This is a genomic window from Pseudomonas sp. B21_DOA, assembly GCA_030544685.1.
GTDB classification, from domain to species: domain Bacteria; phylum Pseudomonadota; class Gammaproteobacteria; order Pseudomonadales; family Pseudomonadaceae; genus Aquipseudomonas; species Aquipseudomonas fluorescens_AO.
This window is the reverse complement of the sequence record CP086683.1, coordinates 3,514,641-3,540,372: the sequence shown is the minus strand read 5'-3', so window position 1 is coordinate 3,540,372 and position 25,732 is coordinate 3,514,641. Positions and strand designations below refer to the sequence as shown.

Below are 25,732 nucleotides of genomic sequence, written 5' to 3'. Positions count from 1 at the left end.
GTGGGAGCTGGCTTGCCAGCGATTGCGGTGGGTCAGCCAATATTGATGCTGGATGTGCCGCCGTCATCGCTGGTAAGCCAGCTCCCACAAGGTAGTGTTCTCAATCCTTTCGAGATACGGTGTCTATCTGTTCTCTCCCAGCATCGACGAGGTCCGTTTCATGAGCAACGCGTCTTACGTTCCGCCCAAGGTCTGGAAACACGAAGCCCCGTCCGGCGGCCACTTCGCCAGCATCAACCGCCCTATTGCCGGGCCGACTCATGACAAAGAGCTGCCGGTCGGCAAGCATCCGTTGCAGCTGTATTCGCTGGCCACGCCCAACGGCGTCAAAGTCACCATCATGCTCGAAGAGCTGCTTGCACTCGGGCACAGCGAGGCCGAATACGACGCCTGGCTGATCCGCATTGGCGAGGGCGATCAGTTCTCCAGCGGCTTTGTCGAGGTCAATCCCAATTCGAAGATTCCGGCGCTGCTGGATCGCAGCGTCGAGCCGCCGATCCGGGTGTTCGAGTCCGGTTCGATCTTGCTGTACCTGGCGGAAAAGTTCGGCGCTTTGCTGCCCAAGGATCCGGCCGGTCGTACCGAAACCCTCAACTGGCTGTTCTGGCAAATGGGCTCGGCGCCGTACCTGGGCGGTGGCTTCGGGCATTTCTACGCGTATGCGCCGGAGAAGCTCGAATACCCGATCAACCGCTTCACCATGGAAGCCAAACGGCAACTGGATGTGCTCAACCGCCGTCTCGCCGACAACGCCTACCTGGCCGGCGACGAGTACACCATCGCTGACATCGCCGTGTGGCCCTGGTACGGGCAACTGGTGCGCAACAACGTTTACTCGGCGGCGGAGTTTCTCGCGGCGCATGAGTACACCCATGTGCAGCGCTGGGCGGAAGCAATCGCCAAGCGGCCGGCGGTCATCCGTGGGCAACGGGTGAACCGCACCTGGGGCGATGAAGACAGCCAGGTGCCGGAGCGGCATGGTGCAGAAGATCTGAATTGAACCAGACGCGGTCTGTCTGACCGACCACCAGGCAAAAACTGTGGGAGCGGGCTTGCTCGCGAAAGCGTCGCGTCATTCAACAAATGTGTTGGCTGACACGACGCTCTCGCGAGCAAGCCCGCTCCCACATTCGTTTCCACGAGAGCATCGATTCAATTGTGAAAAATTCATTAACTAACTGAGCCGTACGGGTTTATTCCCTCAGAAACTTCCTACATACTAATGCGAATAATTCTTACATGCACTCGCATCAGTTTCGTTTGGGTAATCTGGGGAAGCAGATAGATGTCGTTTCACACGATCCACCGCCGTTCGAACCTCTCACCTAACCTCCTCGCAATCGCCATCGGCATGGCCAGCATCGCACCTGCGCTGGCCGAAGAAACCGCACCCACTGCGCCAGCCAATGGCCCGCTGGAACTGCAAGCGACCGAAATCGGCGCCACGCAGATGAGCAGCACCACCGAAGACACACAGTCCTACACCACCGGCCCGATGCAGACCGCGACCAAACTGTCGCTGACCATGCGCGAAACGCCGCAGGCGGTGACGGTGATCACTCGCCAGCGCATGGACGATCAGAACATGACCAGCGTCAACGACGTGGTGCGCGGCACGCCGGGGCTGTTCCTCAGCGAGGCCAGCGGCCCGGGCCGGCAGACTTACAAGGCGCGCGGTTTCGACATCGACAACATCATGTACGACGGCCTGCCCAGCTCGTATTCGCCGTTCACTTTGGCCGTGCAACCGAACCTTGCGATGTTCGACCGAGTGGAAATCGTCCGTGGCGCAACCGGCCTGGTCACCGGTGCCGGCAACCCGTCGGCGGCGATCAACATGGTGCGCAAACGCCCGACCGCTGATCAGCGCGTGACCCTCACTGGCGCCGCCGGCAGCTGGGATGACTACCGTGGCGAAGTCGATGCCTCCAGCCCGCTGAACGAAAGCGGCACCCTGCGTGGCCGCGTGGTGACGTCGTACCAGGGCGCCGACAGCTTCCGCGACAAGGAAGAAAACGATCACGGCCTGTTCTACGCCATCGGGGAAGCCGACCTGAGCGACAGCACCACCGCGACCCTGGGTTCTCTCCCGGCAGAACGATCAGACCAACTATTTCTGGGGCGGCCTGCCGATCGGCGAAAACGGCCACCACCTCGATCTGCCCCGCTCCACTTACCCGGGCACCGATTGGGAAAACCGCAAGCTGCAGGTCGACACCGTGTTCGGTGAAGTCGAACACCGTTTCGACAACGACTGGAAACTGCACCTCGGTGGCTCGACGTCGACCCTCGAGGGCGAATTCTCCGGCACGTACCTGTCGCGTTACGACGGCCCGCTGGAAACCACCGCCTACCAGTCGCACCACACCGACAAGCAACGCGCCTTTGACGGTTTCGCCAGCGGCCCGTTCGAAGCGTTCGGCCGTACCCACGAATTGGTGGTCGGCGCGAGCAATCGCGTGTACGACGCCACCACCAAGGAATACTCGCCCTACGATACCGGCCTGCCGATCGCCGCGCCAAAACCTGACTTCGTCCGTAGCGGCAAGTCGCGCAACGTCACCACTCAGGACGCGGTTTACCTGACCACTCGCTTGAGCCTGGCCGACCCGCTGACGTTGATTCTCGGCAGTCGTCTGGACTGGTATGACTACGACGATCGCAGCGCCGACGGCGACTTCAAAGTCACCCGCAACCTGACCCGTTACGCCGGCCTGATCTACAAACTCGACGACCATCACTCGGTCTACGCCAGCTACACCGACATCTTTACCCCGCAAACCCAGAAAGATCTCGGCGGCAAAGTGCTGGAGCCGATCGTTGGTGAAAACTATGAGGTCGGTATCAAGGGCGAATATTTCGACGGTGCGCTGAACGGCAGCGTGGCGGTGTTCCAGATGGACCAGACCAACCGCGCCACCCAGGCGGCGACCCAGCTCGGCTGCCCGGAACTGACCTGCTACGAAACCTCCGGCAAGGTTCGCGCCCAAGGCGTGGACATGGAACTGCAAGGTGCGCTGACCGAGCAATGGCAAGTCGGCGCCGGCTACACCTACACCCGCGCCCACTACATCAAGGACGAAAACCCGGCCAACAATAATCAGAAATTCGACACCGACATGCCCGAGCACTTGTTCAAGGTCTCGACCGTGTACCGCTTCCAAGGCCCACTGGAGAAACTGCGCGTGGGTGGCAACGTCTACTGGCAGAGCCGCATGTACAACGACATCGCTTTGGCCAATGGCAGCAGCTATCGCCTGCAACAGGGTGGCTATGCGACCACCGACTTGATGGCCGGTTACGAGGTCAACAAGCACCTCGACCTGCAGGTCAACGCCAACAACATCTTTGATCGCAAGTACTACTCCTCCATCGGCACCGACGTGACCTGGGGCTCGACCGACAACTACGGCACGCCGCGCAGCTACATGATGACCGCAAAGTACAAGTTCTGAGTCGATAGTGGTCAGCAAGTAACGCCAAATGCGCCGGGACTTTTCCCGGCGCCCTTTTTGCATGTTCATTAGGCATGGCCGGGAATTACCGATAGTCTCTGGCGACACTTTCGCGAAGCGCCGGCCATGCCCCAGACAGATTTCTCCTCCGACCTCGAAGCCATCGGCAGCATTGACGCCGTGCCGGTGATCCTGAGCATGGTCAAGCACATGACCGGCATGCGCTTCGCCGCCGTAGCGCGGGTTACCGAGAGCAAGTGGATCGCCTGCGCCGTGGATGACTCGATCGACTTCGGCCTGTTGCCTGGCGGCGAGCTGGTGCTGGAATCGACGATTTGCCATGAAATCCGTCAGCACCATCAGCCGGTGATCTTCGGCCACGCCAGCCAGCACCCGCTGTTCTCCAAGCATCACACGCCGAAAACCTACGGCCTGGAAAGCTACATTTCCATTCCGATCATCAAAGCCAATGGCGAATTTTTCGGCACACTCTGCGCCATCGATTCGGTTCCAGCGAACCTCGACGAGCCGGCCATTGAGAAAACCCTTACGCTCTTCGCCCAATTGATTGCGATGAGCCTGGATACCCAGAGCCATTTGCACGCGACCAAAACCGCGCTGGCCGATGCCCATGAATTGGGCCGTCTGCGCGAGCAATTCATCGCCGTATTGGGCCATGACTTGCGTACGCCGCTCAGTGCCATCCGCATGAGTGCCGACCTGCTGGAAAGCAAAGCCGAGGACAAGCGCTCGCGTACGCTGTTGTCGGCGATCCGCACCAGCTCGGTGCGCATGGGCGTGCTGATCGAAAACATCCTCGATTTTGCCCGGGGTCGGCTCGGCAGTGGAATTCCGGTACAGCGCAAACTGGTCGATGACTTGCAGCAAACGCTGCGCCAGACCCTTGAAGAAATCCAGGTGGCGTACCCGCAGGCGAAGTTCATTGATTCGCTGGAGGTGCCGACCGGGGTTTATTGCGACCCGCTGCGCATCAGCCAACTGTTGTCGAATCTGCTGGGCAACGCCGTGACCCACGGCTCCACGGCCGAACCGATCGTGCTCAAAGCCTTTGCCGAGGGCGACGAGATCGTTATTTCGTTGACCAATCAGGGCACACCAATCCCGCCAGCGCTGATGCCGCTGCTGTTCGAACCGTTTTCCCGTTCCGAAGCAGGCCAACGCAACGAAGGGCTGGGACTGGGGTTGTACATCGCTGGGCAAATTGCCAATGCGCACAACGGCACCTTGAGCGTGACGTCCGACCGTGAAACGGGCACCTGTTTTGTGGCGCGCTTCCCTGCCCGCTTCAAGTGGGTCTGAGCGCCGCTCTAAGTATTCAGTGGCGTCTGCGGCGTGTCCGGGTTGAGCTGGCGGCGGCGGAACTGCCCCGGTGGCTGGCCATGAATCTGGCGAAACCGCCGGGAGAAATAGGCCTCATCGGCGAACCCGCACAACCGCGCCACCTCGCCCACCGAGCGCGTACTGTTGAGGAGGAAATTGCGCGCGGCGTGCATGCGCCGTTCCAGCACCAGTTCGGTGAAGGTCTTGCCGATTTCCTTGCGCAGCCAGTGCGTCAGGTAAGTCGGTGACAGATAGGTCGCAGCGGCGACTTTGATCAGGTTGAGATCAGGATCGGCGATGTTCTTCCGCAAGTATTCGAACATGCGGCTCAAGGCGTCGCGACGACTGTTCTCGGCAGCATTCTCTTCCGCCAGACGCTTGAGCGGTTCGGCATAGAGAAAACACACGCTACCGATCATCTGCAGCAAGAGCCCTTTGAGCATTTCCCGCGTGCCGAACTGACGATTCTCATCAAGTGCGCGCATCTGCTCGATCAGGCCACAAACCTGAGCGAAATCCTCATCGCCCAAAATGAAATCCAGATGCTCCTGAAAGCGGAACGGCGACAGCTCCGGCGCGAGCAGGATCGACACTTCTTCCAGGTCCATCGGGTCGCATTGCAGATGCGGCAAGAGGAACGTCTGGGAAAAGTTGATGACGATGAAATTGCTGTCCTCGGGATGCGGAATCACGTGTACGCGGTGCGGCAGGATGAACGCCAGGGTATTGCGCGGGAATGGCCGCTGGACGCTGCCGATGTGCTGCACGGTGTCGCCGCCGAGGTTGATCTGGATCTGGAAGTACTCATGCCGATGAGGAGCGGTTTCGGCGCGCCGACCCTTTTTGTCGCGAATGTAGAAATCGGTCAATTCGCTGCGTTGCTGCATGACGTAGGTCGGAATACGGCTGGGTGAAGACATGGGCAGTAGGTCCTCCGGGCAGTGAGGTGGCGCTTGTCATCTTGCAGGGTTGAGCGGTGGTCGGCAATCAGTCATACGATGACGACAGCGCCTGGAGTTTTTTCTGCTAATGGAGTGGCAATGCGCCTGTCCAAAAGCAGAAATAGTCAAAGCTCGACACAAACTGATGATTTTCAGAAGCTTAGGAAATATTCCTAATTAGAATTATTAAAACTTAACGTATTTATTTTTTGGACACGTTCGCCAAACCGGCTTTTGTGAAGAAAAAACGTTCTAACCCATCGGTTGATTTAGAACCGTTGTACGACCACTGTAATGACCAACGCAGCCCAACCTCTTTCAAAAACAATCAAAGGTGCGCACGTCATGATCCTGCTATTTCCCCTCGCCGCCCCGCCCGACCTCCCCTTGAAGTCAATTGCACAAAGACGCTCCTGAACGTCTGAAACCCGCGCTGCAACCCGTTCGCTTGCATTGCCCCACACGTTGCGGGCAACGGCATCGGCTGCTCGAAAAATCTCGACTCTTCTAACAATAACGAGGTCTCCGCATGTCCAACTCCCATTCCTCCAGTGCCACTGTGCCGCCGGTGATAGCCGGCGCACGCGATGCCGTTACGACGCAGCGTCTGCCTACGCGGCGGCGCTGGTTCATGCTGTCGTTGCTGCTGATCGCGACGATCATCAATTACATCGACCGGGTGAACATCTCGATCGCCGCGCCGTTCATGGCCAAGGATCTGGGTCTGGACAAGATCGAGATGGGCCTGATTTTTCCGCCTTCGCCTGGACCTATGCGCTGGCGCTGGTGCCGGCGGGGTTTATCGCTGACCGGTTCGGCTCGCGCTTCACCTACGGCGTATCGCTGATCAGCTGGTCGACCGTCACTGTCTGTCAGGGTTTCGCCACGGGGTTTGCCTCGCTCTTCGGCCTGCGCCTGGCGGTCGGCGCCATGGAAGCCCCGGCTTTCCCGGCCAACAGCCGCGCCGTGACGGTGTGGTTCCCGGCGCGGGAACGCGGGCTGGCCAGCAGCATCTACGTGTGCGGCCAGTACCTCGGTACGGCACTGTTCACCGGCGCGCTGCTTTGGCTGGCGACCACCTTCGACTGGCGCCACGTGTTCTACAGCACCGGCGCACTCGGCATCGTTTTCGGTGTGTTGTGGCTGTACCTGTATCGCGACCCGCTGAACTGCAAGAAAGTCAGCCAGGAAGAATTGAAGTACATCGAAACCGGTGGCGGTCTGGTCAAGAGCAGCCAGGAACGCACCCGTTTCAACTGGCGGCAGATTGCCGAGCTGTTCAGCTATCGGCAGATCTGGGCGATCTGCATCGGCAAATTCGCCAGCACCTCGGCGCTGTACTTCTTCCTCACCTGGTTCCCGACCTACCTGATCGAAGAACGCAAACTGACCATGATCAAGGCCGGGATCTTCGCCGTGCTGCCCTTCGTCGGTGCGACCGTGGGAATCCTGCTGGCCGGCATCGTTTCCGACCTGCTGATCCGTCGCGGCTACTCGATGTCGTTTGCGCGCAAGTTGCCGCTGGTGGTCGGTTCGATGCTGGGCATGTCGATCGTGCTGGTGAACTTCACCGACTCCAACCTGATCTGCATCGCGGTGTTGACCATCGCTTTCTTCGCCCAAGGCATCGCGTCTTCGTCGTGGGCGGCGGTGTCGGAAGTGGCGCCGAAAGAGCTGATCGGCCTCACCGGCGGCATTACCAGCCTGGCGGCGAACATCGGCGGCATCGTCACGCCGATCGTGATCGGCGCCATCGTCCACGCCACCGGCACCTTCGCCTATGCCTTCTGGTTTATCGGCGGCGTGGCACTGATCGGCACCCTCTCCTACTCGTTGCTGCTCGGGCGCCTGTATCGCATCGAACTGAAGGTGCGCTGAGGCGAATAACCCGGATTTGTCCAAACGCAGGCGGCTTTCGTCCAACTTCGCCGACGCCAGCCGCCGTACGCTGCCCTTTCAAACAGGATGACCCGCAGGATGAACATGACCGAATACGTCTTTACCCCGGATCTGCCGGTGACCTTGCCGGTCCTCGGCACCGAGCAGCGCTTCCCCGTCGGCCGAGTGTTCTGTGTCGGCCGCAACTACCCGTGGCCGGACTCGCAAGGCCAATCGCGCCAGCCGCCAGTATTTTTCATGAAACCGGCAAGTTGCGTGGTCGATGCGCTCGGCGACGTGGCTTTCCCTCGGTGTGCGAGGACTTCGTTCACGAAATCGAACTGGTCGTAGCCATCGGTGAAGGCGGCGCCAATATCCCGGAGGATCAAGCGCTCGCCTACGTCTGGGGCTACGCCGCCGGCCTCGACCTGACCCGCCGCGATGTGCAACGCGCGGCCAAGAGCAACGGCTTGCCGTGGGAAGGCGCCAAGGTGTTCGACGGCGCCGCGCCGATGACTGCCGTCGTCCCGGTGAGCCGCTGCGGCCATCCCGAAGGCGAGTTGTGGCTGAACGTCAACGGCGAAGAACGCCAGCGCGACAACCTCGACAGCCAGATCTGGTCGGTCAGTGAAGTGATCGCGCGCATCTCGCAATCGGTGGCCCTGCGCGCCGGCGACTTGATCATGACCGGCAGCCCCGCCGGCGTTGACAGTCTGCAACCGGGCGATGTGATTAGCGCCGGCATCGACGGCATCGGCGACCTGGAAATGCGCGTCGGCCCACGGCCCTGACCCAGCGGTTCAGAAAAAGGAGAACAACAATATGAATACCCTTTGAAAGTCGCGCTGGTCACCGGCGCCGGCACTGGCATTGGCCGCGCCGTGGCGCTGGGCCTGATGGCCGACGGTTTCACCCTCGTGCTCGCCGGCCGCCGGCCCGAGCCTTTGCAGGCGCTGGTCGAACTGGCGCAGAGCCAGGGCCACCAAGCACTGGCGGTCCCCACCGACGTGCGCGATCCGGACAGTGTCGACGTGCTGTTCGCGACCATTGCCGAGGTCTACGGCCGCCTCGACGTGGTCTTCAACAACGCCGGCGTCAACGCCCCCGCCGTACCGCTGGACGAGTTGACCTTCGAGCAATGGCGCAACGTGATCGACACCAACCTCAACGGCGTCTTCCTCTGCGCTCGCGGCGCGTTCGGGCTGATGCGTAAACAACAGCCGCAGGGCGGGCGGATCATCAACAACGGTTCGATCTCGGCACACACCCCGCGCCCGTTCAGCAGCGCCTACACCGCGAGCAAACACGCCGTGCTCGGCCTGACCAAATCCCTGGCGCTGGACGGCCGCGAATTCAACATCGCTTGTAGCCAGATCGACATCGGCAATGCACTGACGGAAATGTCGGTGCGCATGACCAAAGGCGTACGCCAGGCTAACGGCAGCATCGCCGTCGAGCCAATGGTCGACGTCAAACACGTCGCCGATGCGGTGCGCTACATCGCCGGCCTGCCGCTGTCGGCCAACGTCCTGAACATGACCGTCATGGCCAGCGCCATGCCGTTTGCCGGCCGCGGTTGAGCCGGCCTTTTTATTGCGTAACGAGGTAGCCATGAAGCCAGAAATCCTGCAACTGAGCCCGATCCTGATCCCGGAAATCAACGCGCGTCTGGAAGAACTGTTCGCCGTACGCCGCTACTTCCAGCAAGCGGACAAACCCGCCTATATAAAAGAACACGGCGCCAACATTCGCGGCGTTATAACGGGCGGCCACACCGGCATCAGCCAGGCGCTGATGGCGCAACTGCCGAACCTTGAAGTGGTGGCGGTCAATGGTGTTGGCACCGACGCCGTCGACCTGGCCTACGCCCGCGACCGTGGCATCCGCGTCACCGCCACCATCGGCGCCCTCACCGAAGACGTCGCCGACCTCGCCATCGGCCTGCTCATCTCGGTCTGTCGAGGCCTGTGCACCAGCGACCGCTACGTCCGCTCCGGCCAATGGCCACAAAGCCCGACCCCACTCGCCCCGCTGCCCTTGGCCCGACAAGTCTCCGGCATGCGCATCGGCATCGTCGGCATGGGCCGCGTCGGCCGCGCCATCGCCACCCGCGCCGCCGCCTTCGGCTGCCCGATCAGCTACACCGACCTGCAACGGATGAGCGACGTCCCCCACACCTTCATCGCCGACCTCAAACAACTGGCCCGCGACAGCGACGCCTTGATCCTCGCCGCCGCGGCGGACAAGGGCGAAGCGATCATTGATGCGCAAGTGCTGCAAGCGCTGGGCAAGGACGGTTATCTGATCAACGTCGCCCGGGGCAAACTGGTGAACGAAGCGGATCTGGTTGCCGCGCTTGCGGCTGGTGAAATTGCCGGGGCTGGGCTGGATGTGTTTGTCGATGAGCCGAATGTGCCTGAAGCGTTGTTTGGTAATGAACAAGTGGTGCTGCAACCGCATCGGGCCAGCGCCACGCTTCAGACACGCACGCGGATGGGGGAAATGGTCGTGGCGAGTCTGGTCGATACGTTTGCGGGGAAAGTGCCGGTGGGGTGTGTGACAGGGTAAACGGGTTCCGGAGCGCTGTTCGTGATCGCGGCACACACCGCCTTCGCGAGCAGGCTCGCTCCCACAGGTTTGGTTGCGTACATTCAGTGAGAAATGGGGCGTCTGTCAGGCTGCCTTCGCTGGCAAGCCAGCTCCCACAGTTTTTGTGGCGTGGACATGAATGGGTCAACACCCAACGTCCAATGCAGGCTTGCTCTCAACGGAAAAGCAAAAGCGAAGGCCAGATCAAAAGATCGCAGCCTTCGGCAGCTCCAGTTGGATCGCGTTCCGCTCAAGAACAGGTCGGCTGGCAGGCCGCCTTCGCGAGCAGGCTCGCTCCCACAGGTTTGATTGCGTACATTCAGTGAAAAATGGGGCGTCTGTCAGGCCGCCTTCGCTGGCAAGCCAGCTCCCACAGTTTTTTGTGGCGTGGACATGAATTGGTCAACACCCAACGTCCAATGCAGGCTTGCTCTCAACGGAAAAGCAAAAGCGAAGGCCAGATCAAAAGATCGCAGCCTTCGGCAGCTCCTACAGTTGGATCGCGTTCCGCTCAAGAACAGGTCGGCTGGCAGGCCGCCTTCGCTGGCAAGCCAGCTCCCACAGAAAAGCAAAAGCAAAGCAAGCAGGCCGTCCCGCCACCCAACACGATGAGCGTTAGCTCGAGTAAAGCTTTTGATCCTGGAGCCCGTCGGCAGGCTGAGTGGAGGGATTGATCCGGGGGTGGGAGCGCAGCGACCGTACGACGCAGTCGTACACAGCGGAAGGAGGTGCAGCGGAGCAAACCGGAGCCGCTGCGCCCGGATCGATTCCGGAGCGAAGGAACCCGAGCCCCAGCGAGCGGGCCGAACGTCAGGGCGCAGCCTTTTGGTTACTTTTTGGCGTTTGAAAAAGTGACCCGCTGTAAGAGCGGAACCGTAATCAGCCACACCCGCAGAAACGGATATACACCCAAACCCGAAGAGCATGGTCGGCCCAAAGGCCGCCAAGACCAAAAAAAGCCCCACAACCGATAACCAGTATGGGGCCAAAAAATTGGTTGGTTGCGGCCAACCAAAGGAGCTCTGTCAAAACCCGTCAAGCGCTCAGATCAAATGCACTCCTGAGCCGCCCGCTCAAAACTCGAAGGCAACAGATTCGACGCCAGCAAATGCCGCTCATAAATGAACACCTTGCCGCCCTTCCCCGCCTTGTACGCCTCCAGCACGTTGTCCGCCGACACCTTGCTCGGCACCACAATCCGATAACTGCGCTGATTCTGCGAAACCGTCGGGTTCAACGCACTGCCCTGCAACTTCGGCACCACGCAATCGGCGTACTGCGCCGGCGTTTTGCTGGTCTGCAACGTCAGCGTCGGATCGTTCGGCGCTGAAGCGCAACCGGCGAGCAACAGGGAAACAAAAGCCATGGCTGGCACGAATAAAGGACGCATGGGGTAAATCCTGAAAATAAAGGTTCGGTTCAACCGGCAACGGTTCGACTTCACGGCATCGCCGCTGCCATTCAATTTTTGGAGAATCAGCTCGACGCCACCAAGGCCTTGAGCGACACATCGAATTGCTTCAGCGCATTGAGTTGCAGGTCACGCTGCTGATTGATCTGCGCGGCGATTTGCGGCGCCGCACGGTCATGCACCCAGACCGAAGGCAACTCCTGCTCGATTGCGCCCTCGGCCTTGCCGATGTATTGCAGGTCGGCGTCGTAGAACCGTGCAGAGAAGCGCGCCTCGACGAGACTGTTGCGTTGGGTCAGCAAGCGATTGAAGGTGTCGAGCTTGACCACCACATCCGGATGGGCCTGAAGCAGTTCATCCAGGTTGTCGTAAACGGTCACCGAGACGAACTGTTGCTGCAGCGAACTCACCAGCCAGTCGAGCGCCAGTTCCGGGTCGGAGCTGCCGACAAAGGCGTCGCGGATTCGCGAATCCAGCGCATCTTTCGCGCCGTTCAGCGCCATGTCGTGGTAGCGCTCCAGGTATTGCAGGTTCTGCAGCGTGTTTTCGCTGAGCAATACACCTACGGTCTGCGTGTGCTGCAACGCCGAGGCGCTGGCAGCGATGGGTTGCAGGTGACACGACCGGGCGTCGTCTGCGTAAGCCGGTGCGGTAACCACCCCGCCCATCAGCAGGGCGATCATTGCCAGTCGAGTCAGAATGTTCATCGCGCAATTTCCTTGAGCTGCGTCTTCGATGGAGGCGATTTTCCGCCGATCGCTGGCAAAGCAGAACTTGCGTTTCTTGATGGTCACTATTACTTCCAGCAATAGTTGCGTGCCGCGCAGACTGATGCACACTGCGCAAACCAAGAAAAATGATGAGGGTCTCGCCTTGAGAACGTTTGATCTGATCCGTGATGCCGTGCTGCCCGAATATCGCGAGCGCGTAGCCGAATACCTGATGCAGTACGAAAGCGTCCTGCTGGACAAAAATGCGCGTGACAAGCCATTGATCCGCGACACCGCCCAGCAACTGCGCGGTTACCTGCGCGGGCTCAACACCACGCGAGTGCTGGGCATGGCCTATTGGGAAGAGCTCGATCGCCGCGTTATTGACACATGGCTGACCGCCCAGGAGTGACCGCCGGAGCGCCAGTGGTCTGCCCGGCGACGCGCCCCTGCGAAAAACCTGACCAAACGCTTACAATCGCAGGCCTATTGCCATACATACAGGCCTGCCCGGAAATGCCGCTCGACCCGCCAACGATGCTGACCATCACGATCGCCCTCGCAGCCGCTGCCGCGCTGTATCTGGCGGTCGAATGGCGCAGCATCCGTGAGCCTTCGCTACTGTTCTGGAGCGCCGGTTTCGCCACCATCACCATCGGTTCTACCCTCGCCCTGCTGCGCAGCAGCGGTTTTCTGCTGCTGGGCATCTGGTTCGCCAACGGTCTGCTGGTGACTGCACACTTCTTTTCCTGCTCGGCGTCGCGCGCTTCACCCAGACCCGACTGTCGCCGGCGTGGTACCTGGTTTTCGCAACGTGGCTGATCATGTTGATGTTGCCGGACGGACCGCTGTGGTCCAAGGCCATGCTGGTGGCCAACTCGCTGCTGGTGGCGCTTCCGACACTCAAGGCCAGTTCGCTATTGCGTCCGCACGGCAAGTCACTGAGCGTCGGCGCGGTGCAACTGCGCTTTGTGCTGCTCGCCCATGGCATCTTTTATGTGGCCAAGGCTCTGACCGTAGTGATCCCCGGCACGCTGATCGATCTGGCGGCGTTTCGTGGCGAGATCATCCAGATTTCACTGGTCGAAGGCGCCATGGCGATCATGTTGATTGCGCTGTCGATGACCGGCACCGAGCGTTATCGCCGGGAAAAGCAGATCGCCCGCCTCGCCGAGCGCGATCCGCTCACCGCCCTTTACAACCGCCGCGCCCTGGAAAAACGCACGCCACGCCTGCTCGCCAGCGTAGGCCCGCAACGCCCGGGTGCGCTGCTGTTGATCGACATCGACAACTTCAAACTGGTCAACGATCAGTATGGGCACATCGCTGGCGACCGCTTGCTGATCGCTTTGAGCGAGATGATCCGTGCCCAACTACCGGCCAATGCGCTGACTGCGCGCCTGGGTGGCGATGAGTTTTTGATGTTGCTCAACAACGCTTCGCCCGAAGCTATCCTTGAACTGGGCAATGCCTTGCGCGAACAGTTTCTGGCCCTGGCGTCGCACACCTATCCCACGTCCGCTGCGGTGACCTTGAGCATCGGCGCCACCCTGTTCGACAAACCACCAGCCAGTCTGGATGCGCTGATCGAACTTGGCGATGCCGCGCTCTACGAGTCCAAACGTGGCGGCCGCAACCGCTTGCGCCTGTCCGGCCTCGCCATTTCAGGATGACCCACACCATGTCCAGCCACGACACCCCGCTGCAAGACCTCGCCGCCCCCGACGGCGTTTGCTACGGCTGCGGCGGCCGCAACCCGCAAGGCCTGCACGTCAAGAGTCGCTGGGACGAAGACGGCAGCCACGTGATCGCCGAACACGTGCCCGAAGCCCAATACTGCGGCTGGCCGGATCTGGTCTACGGCGGGCTGATCGCCATGCTGGTCGACTGCCACTCCAACTGGACCGCCATGGCCTGGCACTACCGCGCAGAAAATCGCAAAGCCGGCAGCCTGCCGCGCATCGACTGCGTGACGGGCAACCTCGGGATCAAGTTCATCAAACCGACGCCCATGGGCGTACCGCTGCTCTTGCGTGCACGGGTCGAAGGTGAGGTCGGGCGCAAGACCCGGGTGATTTGCGAGGTGTATGCCGGGGAAGTGCTGACGGCGGTGGGTGATTCAGTGTTTGTGCGAGTGGATACGGGGCAGTTGGCGGATGCAGCGCATGGCCGCTAAAGCCAAAGCCCCTCAGCCTAGCCCTCTCCCGGAGGGACAGGGAACTGACCGCGGTGTTTGGTCTAAATACGCCGACCTGGCAAACCGAGTCGAACGCGAATATTGAAAAACACATGGATCGGCTCCCTCTCCCTCGGGAGAGGGCTGGGGTGAGGGGCTGCGGTTCAAGCCACGCAGCCACACTCAAGCCGAAAGCGAAGCATTCTGAGCCAGCTCTTCAACGCGACAAAGCCGCCACACCCGCCCGCGCCGCATGCAGCTTTTTATAGCTCTCGATCAAGCGCAAATGCCGATCCAGCCCTTCCAGCTTCATGCTCGTCGGTGTCAAACCGTAAAAGCGCACGCTGCCATTGACCGAACCAATCGCCGCATCCATGCGCTCGTCGCCAAACATCCGACGGAAGTTGGCCTCGAAGTCTTCCAGTTCGAGATCGTCGTCCAGCTCCATTTCCAGCACCACATTCACAGCCTGATAAAACAAGCCGCGCTCAACAGTGTTGTCGTTGTATTGCAGGAACGCCTCGACCAGATCCTTCGCCTCGTCAAACTTCTGCAGCGCGAGGTAGATCAACAGGCGCAGTTCGAGAATCGTCAACTTGCCCCACGGTGTGTTGTCGTCGAACTCGATGCCGATCAGCGTGGTGATATCGGTGTAGTCATCCTGCTCGCTGCGTTCCAGGCCCTGGACCAGATTGCGCAGGCCAACCTTGCTGAGGTTGTGCAGATTGAGAATGTCGGCGCGAAATTGCAGGGCTTTATTGGTGTTGTCCCAGATCAGGTCTTCGATCGGGTAGATCTCCGAGTAATCCGGCACGAGGATGCGGCAGGCCTTGGCGCCGATGTGCTCGTAGACCGCCATGTAGACTTCCTTGCCCATGTCTTCGAGGATGCCGAACAGGGTCGCGGCTTCTTCGGCGTTGGAGTTTTCGCCTTGGCCTGAGAAGTCCCACTCGACAAATTCGAAGTCTGGTTTGGCGCTGAAGAAGCGCCACGACACCACACCGCTGGAATCGATGAAGTGCTCGACGAAGTTGTTCGGTTCAGTCACTGCCTGCCCTGAGAACGTCGGCTGCGGCAAGTCGTTGAGGCCTTCAAAGCTGCGGCCCTGAAGCAGTTCGGTCAGGCTGCGTTCCAGCGCGACTTCCAGGCTCGGGTGCGCGCCGAAGGAAGCGAAGACGCCGCCAGTGCGCGGGTTCATCAGGGTCACGCACATCACTGGGAATTCACCGCCCAGCGAGGCGTCCTTGACCAGCACCGGGAAGCCCTGCTCTTCCAGGCCTTTGATGCCGGCGAGGATGCTCGGATATTTCTCCAGTACCTCTTGCGGTACGTCCGGCAGGGCCATTTCGCCTTCGAGGATTTCGCGTTTGACGGCGCGCTCGAAAATTTCCGACAGGCACTGCACCTGCGCTTCGGCCAAGGTGTTGCCGGCGCTCATGCCGTTGCTCAGGTAGAGGTTTTCAATCAGGTTGGACGGGAAGTACACCACCTCACCGTCCGACTGGCGCACGAACGGCAGCGAGCAGATACCGCGCTGGGTGTTGCCGGAGTTGGTGTCGTACAGGTGCGAACCGCGCAACTCGCCGTCGCGGTTGTAAATGCCGAGGGTATAGTCGTCGAGAATCTCGCCCGGCAACTCGTCCTTCGCACCCGGCTTGAACCATTTCTCGTCCGGGTAATGCACAAATTCGGCATTGGCGATGTCTTCGCCCCAGAACTGGTCGTTATAGAAGAAGTTGCAATTGAGGCGCTCAATGAACTCGCCCAGCGCCGAGGCCAGTGCACCTTCCTTGGTCGCGCCCTTGCCGTTGGTAAAGCACATCGGCGAATGCGCATCGCGGATATGCAGCGACCAGACGTTCGGCACGATGTTGCGCCACGAGGCGATTTCGATCTTCATGCCGAGGTCGGCAAGGATCTTCGACATGTTGGCGATGGTCTGTTCCAGCGGCAGGTCCTTGCCGGCGATGTAGGTGCCCGCCTGGGAATCGGACTGCGGCATCAACAAGGCTTGGGCATCGGCGTCGAGGTTGTCGACTTCTTCGATGATGAACTCGGGGCCGGTCTGCACCACTTTTTGACCGTGCAGCGGTCGATGGAACGCAGGATGCCCTGGCGATCCTTGTCGGAGATATCGGCGGGCAATTCGACCTGGATCTTGAAGATCTGGTTGTAGCGGTTTTCCGGGTCAACGATGTTGTTCTGCGACAGGCGAATGTGCTCTGTCGGGATGTTGCGCGTGTCGCAGTACAGCTTGACGAAGTAAGCCGCGCACAAGGCCGACGACGCCAGGAAGTAGTCGAACGGCCCCGGTGCCGAGCCATCGCCCTTGTAGCGAATTGGCTGATCGCCGATCACCGTGAAGTCGTCGAACTTGGCTTCAAGTCGAAGGTTGTCGAGAAAGTTGACCTTGATTTCCATGCGGGATTACCAGAATACGGCTAAACGAATGGCGGCCATTATCCGGTTTTTGTGCGGGAAGTCTCGCCCTTTCGGGATTCGCCGCTGGCCGGCCATGCTGGAAATCTCGCAAGATTCGCTACACTTTGAACAAATCCCGGCGATGCCAATAACATCAATCTGAACATTGTGCCCGCGCCATTGTTCTAGATTCAGAAGACACCGGATCAAGGACGAGCACATGGCCGTAACTCACGCTGCGCCGCCAATCCCCACCCCACAGCGCGCTGTGACCCGACGCCTGGCCATCGCCGTTGGCGCGTTGTTCGTCGCTGGCGTCATTGCCGCCATCAGCACCTTGCTGGGTATCGCCAATACCCTTGATGCCAAAGACCTGGAACAGAACCAGTTCTACTCCGTGCGCGCCGTGGAGAACCGCATCACCACCTCGAAAAACTACATCACCAGCTACGCCTACTGGACCCGCGCCTATGAGGCCTTGAGCGGGCCGATCGACGTCGACTGGGCCTACACCGAACAGAACATGGGCAAAACCATGTTCACGACCGACGGCTATGACGGCGTGTTCGTTCTCGATCGCAATCGCACCAAGTACGCGGTGATTCGCGGGCAGATGGTCGAAACCGACGTGTCCACGGTGCTGCAAGCGCCTGCCTCGGCGCTGGTCGAGCAGGTGCTCAGTCAGCCCGACCTGACCAAACCGATCAGCAGCTATTCGCTGTTCGAAGGCTGGCCGGCGCTGATCACCGCTGCCGCGATCATTCCCAACGACGAGCGTCCGCTGGACGAACTGAGAAACACCTCGGTGCTGGTATTCGTCGACAAGCTGACGCCGACCAAATTGCGCAAGATCGGCAGCGGTTATGGCCTGTCAAACCTGACCCTTGTCCCGGATGACACGGTTAAAAATGACCATCCAAGCGTACCGCTCGACAGCACCGGCTACAGCCTCGTGGCCGACCTGCAGCGGCCCGGTCAGCAATTGTTGTGGACGCTGGTGCCACCGCTCGGCGCGACATTCCTGGTACTGATGCTGCTGACGGCATATTTTTCGCCACGCCCTGCGCTCTTCGCAATACGTCGATAACAGTATCCAAGCGATGCAGGCGTCGAATCAGGCATTGGAAGCGGCCAACCACGCGCTGGAAGCCAGCGAAGAACGTTTTCGCGCCGTGGCCGAGGCGGCGTCGGACTGGATCTGGGAAGTCGATGGTCAGTTGGCGCTGACCTATCTGTCGGCTCGTTTCAGCGAGGTCACCGGCTACTCGCAAGCCTTGTGGCTGGGCCAGGACATCGGTGAGTTACTGACTTGCGATACCACACCACTGGAGCTGTGGCTGCGCAAACTCAGCGAAGAAAACAGCGCCGGCGATTTGCGTTGCACCTACCGCGATGAATCCGGCCAGCCGCGCCATTGCCGACTCTCCGCACGGCCGATTTTTGACAAGGACAATGTCGTCGGTTATCGCGGCACCGCCAGCGACATCACCGACGAAGTCGCCGCCCACGCGCAGATCCAGCACCTGTCGATGCACGACGCCCTGACCGGTCTGCCCAACCGCAACAAACTGGCGCGTTATCTGGATGAAGTGCTGCTATTGAAGGAACATGCACCGCCGCTGTCGCTGCTGATGATCGATCTGGACAATTTCAAACCGATCAACGATTCCCTCGGCCATCCGGCCGGCGACGCGGTGCTGCAGGAAGTCGCCACGCGTCTGCGTGAGTGCACCCGCGAGCACGACCTCGTTGCCCGCCTCGGTGGTGATGAATTCGTGGTGGTGCTCAATGGCATGGACAGCCATCAGGAAATCGACAAGTTCTGCACTCGGCTGATCGGCAGCCTGCATCAGCCGATTCTCTACGAACAGCATCCGCTGCACATCGGCGCCAGTGTCGGTATCGCGCTCAGCCGTCGGCACGGCTTCGTCGCCAGCGATCTGATCCGCTACGCCGACATCGCGCTATACCAGGCCAAATCCGACGGCAAGAACACCTGGTGCTATTTCGAAGCGCATATGAGCGATCAGATCCAGACGCGCCGGCAAATGGAAGATGACCTGCGCCATGCGCTCAAGCACAACGAGTTCGTCCTACACTATCAGCCGCGCTACAAGGTTGATGGCAAGCACATCGTCTCGGTGGAAGCGCTGGTGCGCTGGCAGCATCCGACCCAAGGCTTGCTCGGGCCGGACGTGTTCATTCCGCTCGCCGAACAGACCGACCTGATCGTGCCGCTGGGGCGCTGGGTTCTGCGCGAAGCCTGCGAAACCGCGCTGGACTGGCCGTCTGACATTCTGCTGTCGGTGAACCTCTCGCCAGCGCAGTTTGCCCTTAGCGATGTGGTCGAAGACGTTCGCGAAGTGCTGGTGGCAACGCGTTTCCCGGCCAGCCGCCTGGAGCTGGAAATCACCGAGAACGTGATGCTGAACGACACCGATGGCGCGCTGACGACCATGAATCAGCTCAAGGAACTCGGCGTGCGTCTGAACATGGACGACTTCGGCACCGGCTATTCGTCGCTCGGTTATCTGCGCGCCTACCCGTTCGACGGGATCAAGATCGACAAGCGCTTTATCGCCTCGATCAGCAGCGGCACCAATGATCGCGCCGTGGTGCAGGCGATCATCGGTTTGGGCAAAGCCATGGGTTTGACGGTGACGGCCGAAGGCGTCGAGACCGAGGAGCAACTGGCGATTCTCGGCAAGGATCAATGCAACGAGGTGCAGGGCTACTTCATGAGCCGGCCGATCGACAAGGCGGCTTTTGCTGATCTATTGCGGGCTTCGAGGCTGTCACCAGTCAGCAAAAAGGGCCGAGTCACCTGAAGCTCAGTCGTCGGTGGCAACGCGCACCTTGCCGCTGAACACGCGGAAACCGAAGGTGTTGTAGGCCAGGGTGATCGGTATGAGCACGGCGAAGCCGACCAGCATGAACATCTGACTGTTCGGGCCTGATGCGGCTTCGCTCAAGGTCAAATCTGGCGGAATGATGAAGGGAAATAGCGCGACCAGCATCATCGCGAAAGCCAGGACGAAGACGCCCAATGCGGCGAACAGAGGGATGAAGTCGAAGCGGCTGTGAAAGCCTTTGCTGAACACCCATCCCAGAGCGCTGAGGATCAGCCCTGCCGGCAACCACAGCCGAATATCGGCGAGCCGCCGGGCATATTGCGGCTGCAACATCGCCGTCCATGCGATCAACACCAGCAATAATGCCGCGACGACCAGCGCCAGGACGCGGGCCTGGCGGTCCGAGCGCTGCTGCAATTCATCAAGGGTGCGCCAGTACAACCAGCACGTCCCCAGCCACACGTAGCCCAGCACCAGTACCAGACCGCAAAACACCGGGAACGGATTCAGCCAGTCGCGGCCATCGCCAATGTACTGACCCTCCTGATGCGCAACGCCCTGCACCAAAGTCCCCAGCACCACGCCCTGAACAAAACCCGTCAGCAGCGACGCCAGCGCCAACACGCCATCGATGATTCGTTTGCGCTGTTCGTTCGCTGCGTAGTCGCGAAACTCCAGCGCCATGGCCCGTGCAATCAATGCCAGGAACATGACGATAAAGGGCACGTAAAGAGCCGGCAACAAGATCGCATAGGCCAGCGGAAACAACGCCAACAGCCCTCCGCCGCCGAGCACCAGCCAGGTTTCGTTGGCATCCCACACTGGCAGAATCGTCACGGCCATCGCCCGCCGCTGCTGGCTGGATTGCGTCAGGCCCATCAGCATGCCGACGCCCAGATCAGTGCCGTCGAGCACCACGTAGTTCATCACCGAGAACGCCAGCGCCGCCGCGCACAAAGGGTCAGCCAGTCCGTGTCCATGTCTGCGCCCTCCTCAGTGTCCGGTTTCGTCGCCAAGGGTGGGCTGCGGCCCGGGTTGATCCTGCTGTGGCGGCTCGCGCAACAGGCGCAGCAATACCCACAGGCCGATGCCGAAGATCAGCAGATAAAACAGCAGAATCAACCAGGTCGACCCGACGACTTGAGCCCTCGACACTGACGACAGACTGTCTGCCGTGCGCAGCAATCCGTAAACGGTAAACGGCTGTCGCCCCACTTCGGTGACAACCCAGCCGCTGAGCATCGCCAGAAACCCGGCCGGCGCCAGCAGCACGCACGCGCCCAACCACCGACGCGCCGTGTACAGGCGATTACGTCGGCGCAGGATCAGGCTGACCACACCCTGCCCAAGCATCAAGAGCCCCAGCCCGACCATCAGTCGGAACGCGAAAAACACCGGCGCCACGGGCGGGATGTCCTCAGGCGGGAACTCATCAAGCGCGGCGATGGTGCTGGTCAGGTCATGCTGCAGGTACAGGGAACCAATGCGCGGAATCGCCACCTCCCAGTGGTTGCGGCGCTCTTGCATATCGGGCCATGCGAACAGGCGCAGTGGCTCCCCCGCGCCCTCTGGCGGGCGCGTCCATGAGCCTTCGATCGCCGCCACTTTCTGCGGCTGGGCTTGCAAACTGTGCCGGCCATGCAGGTCCCCGACAACGATCTGCACCGGCATCAGCAGCGCAATCACCCACAGCGCCATGGAGAATTGCAGGCGAGCACGCGGGTTTTCCCGGGCCTTGCGCAATTGCCAGGCGCTGATCCCGGCAATCAGCGTCGCGCTGCCGATGAACACGGCGAGCAGCATGTGCGCCAAGCGATAGGGAAACGAAGGATTGAAGATGATTGCCCACCAGTCCTCGGCGAGGAAACGCCCGTCCGCGCCAATCGAATAGCCGGCGGGGTTTGCATCCATGAGTTGGCGGAAAGAATCCAGAACGCGCTGATCAGCGAGCCCACCGCCACCGCACATGTGGCAAAAAGTGCAGACGCGGGCCGACCTTTTTCAGGCCGAACAGCATGATGCCGAGAAATCCGGCTTCAATGAAAAACGCCGCCATCACCTCATAGAACATCAGCGGACCGAGGACATCGCCGGCCTGCACCGACAGCCGCGACCAGTTGAGGCCGAACTGATACTCCAGAATCAATCCCGACGCCGTGCCCACTGCGACATTCAGCGCAAACACTTTGAGCCAGTAGCGATAGACATCCAGATAAACCTGGCGCCCGGTCCTCAACCAACACGCCTCCAGCACCATGAGGAAATTCGCCAGACCGATGCTGAACGCCGCCAGCACGATATGAAAGCTGATCGTGATCGCGAACTGGGCGCGGGCGGCCATCAGGGCCGAATCAACAGGCTCCATCCATCAGCCGCTGTAGAACACAGCCAGCTTGTTGCCTTCAGGATCGCGCAGATAGGCCACGTAAAAGTCCGGCGTATAGGCTTCGCGCGTGCCAGGCGCGCCTTCGTCGCTGCCGCCATGGTCGAGCCCGGCCTTGTGCACCTGATCGACCTTGTGCCGCGAGTCGGCGCGAAATGCCGGCATCATGCCGTTGCCGGGTGTCGCCGGCTCACCATTGAACGGTTGCGAGATGTGCACACTGCCTGGGCCGTTGGACTTGTCGGCGCAATCGGGCAAGTAGAAACAGTAGTGTTCTTCACGGTCATGCCGGTAGCCAAGCGGCGTCAGGATCGCCTTGTAAAAAGCCGCCGAACGCTCGACATCGTTGGCGCCGATAAACAGATAACTGAGCATGGGATGTCCTCCGATGGCAGCTGTCAGCGCTGTGGCTGTTCCTCGTTCAGGGTAAAAACATTGTCAGCGTCGCGCACCAACTGGCGCCATTCGGCACTGGTGATCAGGCCTTGCTCCTCCATCTGATCCGCAGCCTTGAGCAACTCGTCATATTGCTGTTCCGGATCCAGATCGCCCTCGGCCTGCTGCGCCATCCTGCGCCATGCCGCCAGTGATGCCTTCTTTTGCTGATCGAACATACGGGTATCTCCTGAGGGACTTACCCGGTAGAAAAAACAGCGCGACAGAGGTTCAGGGCAGACGACGGATGGACTGGTTATGCAGAAACCTTTGCAGGAGTGAGCCTGCCCGCGACAGCGGTGAATCTGCAGTGAAGGTGTTGACCGGTCTGGCCCATTCGCGGGCAAGCCCGCTCCCACAGGGATTGGGTGTGTCTTCAATATCAGGTGCATCACTGAACACTGTGGGAGTGGGCTTGCTCGCGAAGGTGTCCGCCCATCACAGATTCATGGCTCTGACCTTCGCGCGCTTCAACAGGCCGCAGAAATTGTTTATTGACCACAAAGGCCTGATCCGCGAGGTTAGCCGACGTTCGGTTGTCTGCGATTGCCGGGCAAAAACCCGGATCGCCATGTGTTTCCCGCGTGTGTTCCGACGTCGCACTGTTCATTGCCCGATCCCCTGTTTGCTGGAGTTTCTCGATGCCGTCGCCCAAATCATTGCCCACTGCCCTGCTCGGTCTGGCCCTGGCCTGCCCGGTGATGGCCGAGGCCCAAGGTCTGGAACTGGGGCAAGTATTGATTTCGGCGGATCAGCGCAGTGGCGCTGATGCCTCGGTCGAAGACGCCAGGGAACGCCTCGAACAGGTACCCGGCGCCACCAACGTGGTCGACATGCGCCAGCCGTTGCAGGGCCGCGTTGCCAGCAATCAGGATGTGCTCGCCTATCAGCCGGGGGTATATGCACAGTCGGCGGGCAACGAAGGCGTGAAGATTTCCATCCGTGGTTCCGGCATCAACCGCGCACCCGGCGCCCACGCCTCGGGCCTCTACACGATGCTCGATGGCTTGCCCCTCACCGGCCCCGGCGGCACGCCGTATGAATTGCTCGAGCCACTGTGGGTCGACCATGTCGAAGTGCTGCGAGGCGCCAACGGCTTCGATCGCGGCTCGCTGGCGCTGGGCGGCGCTATCGATTACGTCAGCCATACCGGTTACACCGCGCCGAAACTGCAACTACGCTACGCCACCGGCAGCCATGGCTATCAGCAGCGCCAGATCAGCTCCGGGCAAGTGCTGGGGGATTTTGATTACTACGTGTCGCTGACCGATGCCAACGCCGACAGCTATCAGGACCACACCGCCAGCGAGAGCAAAGGCCTGATCGCCAACTTCGGCTATCGCTTCAACCCGAACCTGGAAACCCGCTTCTACATCCGCTACCGGGAAACCGACAACGACCTCGCCGGCCGCGTGACCAAGCATTCCATCGAACACAGCCCACGGGCAGCCAACCCGGCGTATGTGGCCCGCGATGACAGCCGCAAGCAACCCGGCAGTACCTTCATCGGCAACAAGACCACCTTCTACCTCGACGATGATTCAAGCATCCAGACCGGCCTCGTCTACCACGACTACCCGATGGATCTGCGCGAAGGCCCGAACCGTCTGAAAGTGGCATACACCGACGTCAGCGGCACCTTCGACTACAAGCGCCGCGACAGCCTGTTCGGCATGGAGAGCCGCAGCACTGTCGGCCTGCGCGTGACCAAGCATCTGCCCAACGATGGCGCCAGCGAGTTCGTGCGCATCCCGAGTGGCAACACCGCCAGCTATGCGCCCGGCACACGGATGCGTAATTTCACTTATCAGGGCTCGGACACCGTGCTGCATTTTGGTAACGACCTGGAAATCGCCGACGACCTGTGGCTGACCACCGGCCTTGCCGCCATCTACACCCGCCGCGAAAGCGCCGTGACCTATCCGCAGGGCGGCGGCAAGACCAGTCTCAGCGACTGGGACTATGCACCGCGCATCGGCCTGCGCTATCAGATTACCTCCGACGTGCAAGTGTTCGGCAACCTCAGCCGCTCCGTCGAAGCACCGCACCCGTGGTCGCTGATCTACAGCTCCAACGTGCGCTTCCCTGCCGGCAACGGCGCCGCCACCGGCACCCAGCGCGACCCGGTCGAACTGCAAAACCAGACCGCTACCACTCTGGAACTCGGTGGCCGTGGCGACAGCAAACTGGGCGAATGGAGCATGGCCTGGTACTACGCGCAAGTTCGTCACGAACTGCTCTCGGTGCTGCCGGACGCCAACGCCGTCACGCCGTACGAACTCAACGCCAGCCCGACCGTGCACCAGGGCATCGAGGCCAGCCTCAACAGCAAACTCTGGACCACCGCCGACGGCCGCCAGTTGAGCTTGCGCCAGGCCTACACCTTCAGCGACTTCCACTACCGCGACGACGAACGCTTCGGCGACAACCGCCTGCCGGGCCTGCCGATGCATTATTACCAGGGCGAACTGCGTTACGACTGGCCGCAGGGTTTCTTCGCCGCCGTGAACACACAATTGGTGTCCAAAGTTGCCGTGGACTACGCCAACAGCTACTACGCCGACCCTTACGCCCTGTTCGGCGCCACCCTGGGCTACAACGCGCCGAAGGGCGACTGGCAAGGCTGGGTCGACATGCGCAACCTGACCGGCAAGCGTTATGCGGCAACGGTCACGCCGGGGTATGACGACAAAGGTCTGGATGCTGCGCGGTCGACTCCGGGTGAAGGGATGGGGGTTTATGTTGGGGTTTCGTGGAGTTTGTTGTGAGGCCTGTTGGCTGTAGACGGACAACTCCAGCCAATCTGCACTACGCTGGCTAGCGATATGAGACAGCTTGCGGAAGGTTCGCTCAATGACAGTCTGCTGCCCTGATTGTGGGTTCACCACCGATAACCTTCCGCCCACGCATAAATGCCCTGAGTGCGGAGAGTTTTCCCACGATTGGTTGATTTACGACTGGGAAGAATTTGCTGCGATCAAACGTCGGCACATCAAGTACAACGTCGCGATTCTTGGGGCATTGCTGATCAATGTACTTCTGGCCCTCGCGCTTCAGTCCAGCAATGCTTTCCAGTGGTTTCTGACGCTATTGGCGATACCGGCGATCATCAGCTGGCTTCGCTGTCGCAGACAATTACG

At 60.6% G+C, this 25,732-nt stretch carries 14 protein-coding genes and 7 pseudogenes; 12 read left to right on the top strand and 9 right to left on the bottom strand.

What is annotated here, in order from left to right; all coding sequences use genetic code 11:
- Window positions 1-160 precede the first annotated feature (160 nt).
- The 3 genes and pseudogenes from yghU (at window position 161) to LJU32_16355 (ending at window position 4,775) form a co-directional block, all read left to right on the top strand.
- Complete coding sequence (gene yghU / locus LJU32_16365; protein WKV87324.1) at window positions 161-1,000, top strand: glutathione-dependent disulfide-bond oxidoreductase; 840 nt, start codon at window positions 161-163, stop codon at window positions 998-1,000.
- 285 nt (window positions 1,001-1,285) lie between these two features.
- A pseudogene (locus LJU32_16360) lies at window positions 1,286-3,455 on the top strand (TonB-dependent siderophore receptor).
- 126 nt (window positions 3,456-3,581) lie between these two features.
- Window positions 3,582-4,775, top strand: coding sequence for a GAF domain-containing sensor histidine kinase (locus LJU32_16355; protein ID WKV87323.1), 1,194 nt, complete (start codon window positions 3,582-3,584; stop codon window positions 4,773-4,775).
- 8 nt (window positions 4,776-4,783) lie between these two features.
- Here LJU32_16355 and LJU32_16350 read toward each other — a convergent pair whose 3' ends face one another.
- Entirely contained in the window at window positions 4,784-5,716 is a 933-nt protein-coding gene (locus tag LJU32_16350) for an AraC family transcriptional regulator (GenBank protein ID WKV87322.1), read from the bottom strand.
- Between the two features lie 550 nt (window positions 5,717-6,266).
- Here LJU32_16350 and LJU32_16345 point away from each other — a divergent pair.
- The 4 genes and pseudogenes from LJU32_16345 (at window position 6,267) to LJU32_16330 (ending at window position 10,183) form a co-directional block, all read left to right on the top strand.
- Window positions 6,267-7,615: pseudogene (locus tag LJU32_16345) on the top strand (MFS transporter).
- 99 nt (window positions 7,616-7,714) lie between these two features.
- Window positions 7,715-8,406 (top strand): annotated as a pseudogene (locus LJU32_16340) (fumarylacetoacetate hydrolase family protein).
- Window positions 8,407-8,448: 42 nt separating this feature from the next.
- Window positions 8,449-9,195, top strand: coding sequence for an SDR family oxidoreductase (locus LJU32_16335; GenBank protein WKV87321.1), 747 nt, complete (start codon window positions 8,449-8,451; stop codon window positions 9,193-9,195).
- Window positions 9,196-9,226: 31 nt separating this feature from the next.
- Window positions 9,227-10,183, top strand: coding sequence for a 2-hydroxyacid dehydrogenase (locus tag LJU32_16330; GenBank protein WKV87320.1), 957 nt, complete (start codon window positions 9,227-9,229; stop codon window positions 10,181-10,183).
- A 1,069-nt stretch (window positions 10,184-11,252) separates the two neighbouring features.
- On the opposite strand, the gene LJU32_16325 is transcribed toward LJU32_16330, so the two are convergent.
- Together LJU32_16325 and LJU32_16320 are read right to left on the bottom strand one after the other, a co-directional pair.
- Window positions 11,253-11,594 carry a hypothetical protein gene (locus tag LJU32_16325; protein WKV87319.1) on the bottom strand — a complete coding sequence of 114 codons (342 nt, stop codon included), beginning with the start codon at window positions 11,592-11,594 and terminating at the stop codon, window positions 11,253-11,255.
- Window positions 11,595-11,680: 86 nt separating this feature from the next.
- The gene (locus tag LJU32_16320; protein ID WKV91124.1) at window positions 11,681-12,322 is read right to left on the bottom strand and encodes a class II glutamine amidotransferase; all 642 of its coding nucleotides are present in this window, start codon (window positions 12,320-12,322) and stop codon (window positions 11,681-11,683) included.
- Between the two features lie 166 nt (window positions 12,323-12,488).
- On the opposite strand from LJU32_16320, the gene LJU32_16315 reads away from it, so the two are divergent.
- The 3 genes and pseudogenes from LJU32_16315 (at window position 12,489) to LJU32_16305 (ending at window position 14,501) form a co-directional block, all read left to right on the top strand.
- Entirely contained in the window at window positions 12,489-12,737 is a 249-nt protein-coding gene (locus LJU32_16315) for a hypothetical protein (protein ID WKV91123.1), read from the top strand.
- A 104-nt stretch (window positions 12,738-12,841) separates the two neighbouring features.
- A pseudogene (locus LJU32_16310) lies at window positions 12,842-13,998 on the top strand (GGDEF domain-containing protein).
- An 8-nt stretch (window positions 13,999-14,006) separates the two neighbouring features.
- Window positions 14,007-14,501, top strand: coding sequence for a PaaI family thioesterase (locus tag LJU32_16305; protein WKV87318.1), 495 nt, complete (start codon window positions 14,007-14,009; stop codon window positions 14,499-14,501).
- Window positions 14,502-14,718: 217 nt separating this feature from the next.
- Here LJU32_16305 and LJU32_16300 read toward each other — a convergent pair.
- Window positions 14,719-16,922: pseudogene (locus LJU32_16300) on the bottom strand (OsmC domain/YcaO domain-containing protein).
- 220 nt (window positions 16,923-17,142) lie between these two features.
- Here LJU32_16300 and LJU32_16295 point away from each other — a divergent pair.
- Window positions 17,143-19,750 (top strand): annotated as a pseudogene (locus tag LJU32_16295) (EAL domain-containing protein).
- A 3-nt stretch (window positions 19,751-19,753) separates the two neighbouring features.
- On the opposite strand, the gene cydB reads toward LJU32_16295, so the two are convergent.
- From cydB to LJU32_16270, 5 genes and pseudogenes are all read right to left on the bottom strand, one after another.
- On the bottom strand, window positions 19,754-20,731 hold the full coding sequence (cydB, locus tag LJU32_16290) for a cytochrome d ubiquinol oxidase subunit II (GenBank protein WKV87317.1): 978 nt from the start codon (window positions 20,729-20,731) through the stop codon (window positions 19,754-19,756).
- 36 nt (window positions 20,732-20,767) lie between these two features.
- A pseudogene (locus LJU32_16285) lies at window positions 20,768-22,115 on the bottom strand (cytochrome ubiquinol oxidase subunit I).
- 27 nt (window positions 22,116-22,142) lie between these two features.
- Window positions 22,143-22,532 carry a VOC family protein gene (locus LJU32_16280; GenBank protein ID WKV87316.1) on the bottom strand — a complete coding sequence of 130 codons (390 nt, stop codon included), beginning with the start codon at window positions 22,530-22,532 and terminating at the stop codon, window positions 22,143-22,145.
- A 23-nt stretch (window positions 22,533-22,555) separates the two neighbouring features.
- Window positions 22,556-22,771 (bottom strand): hypothetical protein, encoded by a 216-nt coding sequence (locus tag LJU32_16275; protein WKV87315.1) that lies wholly within the window; start codon window positions 22,769-22,771, stop codon window positions 22,556-22,558.
- Between the two features lie 212 nt (window positions 22,772-22,983).
- A complete protein-coding gene (locus LJU32_16270; GenBank protein WKV87314.1) occupies window positions 22,984-23,259 on the bottom strand; it encodes a hypothetical protein in 276 nt (91 codons plus the stop codon).
- Here LJU32_16270 and LJU32_16265 point away from each other — a divergent pair.
- Window positions 23,234-25,360 (top strand): TonB-dependent receptor, encoded by a 2,127-nt coding sequence (locus LJU32_16265; GenBank protein ID WKV87313.1) that lies wholly within the window; start codon window positions 23,234-23,236, stop codon window positions 25,358-25,360. The genes LJU32_16270 and LJU32_16265 overlap by 26 nt on opposite strands.
- Window positions 25,361-25,732 lie beyond the last annotated feature (372 nt).

Coding starts and splice junctions, on each gene's coding strand:
- LJU32_16280 (WKV87316.1), bottom strand. CDS start 22,532: ATGCTCAGTTATCTGTTTATCGGCGCCAACGATGTCGAGCGTTCGGCG.
- LJU32_16275 (WKV87315.1), bottom strand. CDS start 22,771: ATGTTCGATCAGCAAAAGAAGGCATCACTGGCGGCATGGCGCAGGATG.
- LJU32_16265 (WKV87313.1), top strand. CDS start 23,234: ATGCCGTCGCCCAAATCATTGCCCACTGCCCTGCTCGGTCTGGCCCTG.
- LJU32_16325 (WKV87319.1), bottom strand. CDS start 11,594: ATGCGTCCTTTATTCGTGCCAGCCATGGCTTTTGTTTCCCTGTTGCTC.
- LJU32_16350 (WKV87322.1), bottom strand. CDS start 5,716: ATGTCTTCACCCAGCCGTATTCCGACCTACGTCATGCAGCAACGCAGC.
- LJU32_16330 (WKV87320.1), top strand. CDS start 9,227: ATGAAGCCAGAAATCCTGCAACTGAGCCCGATCCTGATCCCGGAAATC.
- LJU32_16305 (WKV87318.1), top strand. CDS start 14,007: ATGTCCAGCCACGACACCCCGCTGCAAGACCTCGCCGCCCCCGACGGC.
- LJU32_16320 (WKV91124.1), bottom strand. CDS start 12,322: ATGAACATTCTGACTCGACTGGCAATGATCGCCCTGCTGATGGGCGGG.
- LJU32_16355 (WKV87323.1), top strand. CDS start 3,582: ATGCCCCAGACAGATTTCTCCTCCGACCTCGAAGCCATCGGCAGCATT.
- yghU (WKV87324.1), top strand. CDS start 161: ATGAGCAACGCGTCTTACGTTCCGCCCAAGGTCTGGAAACACGAAGCC.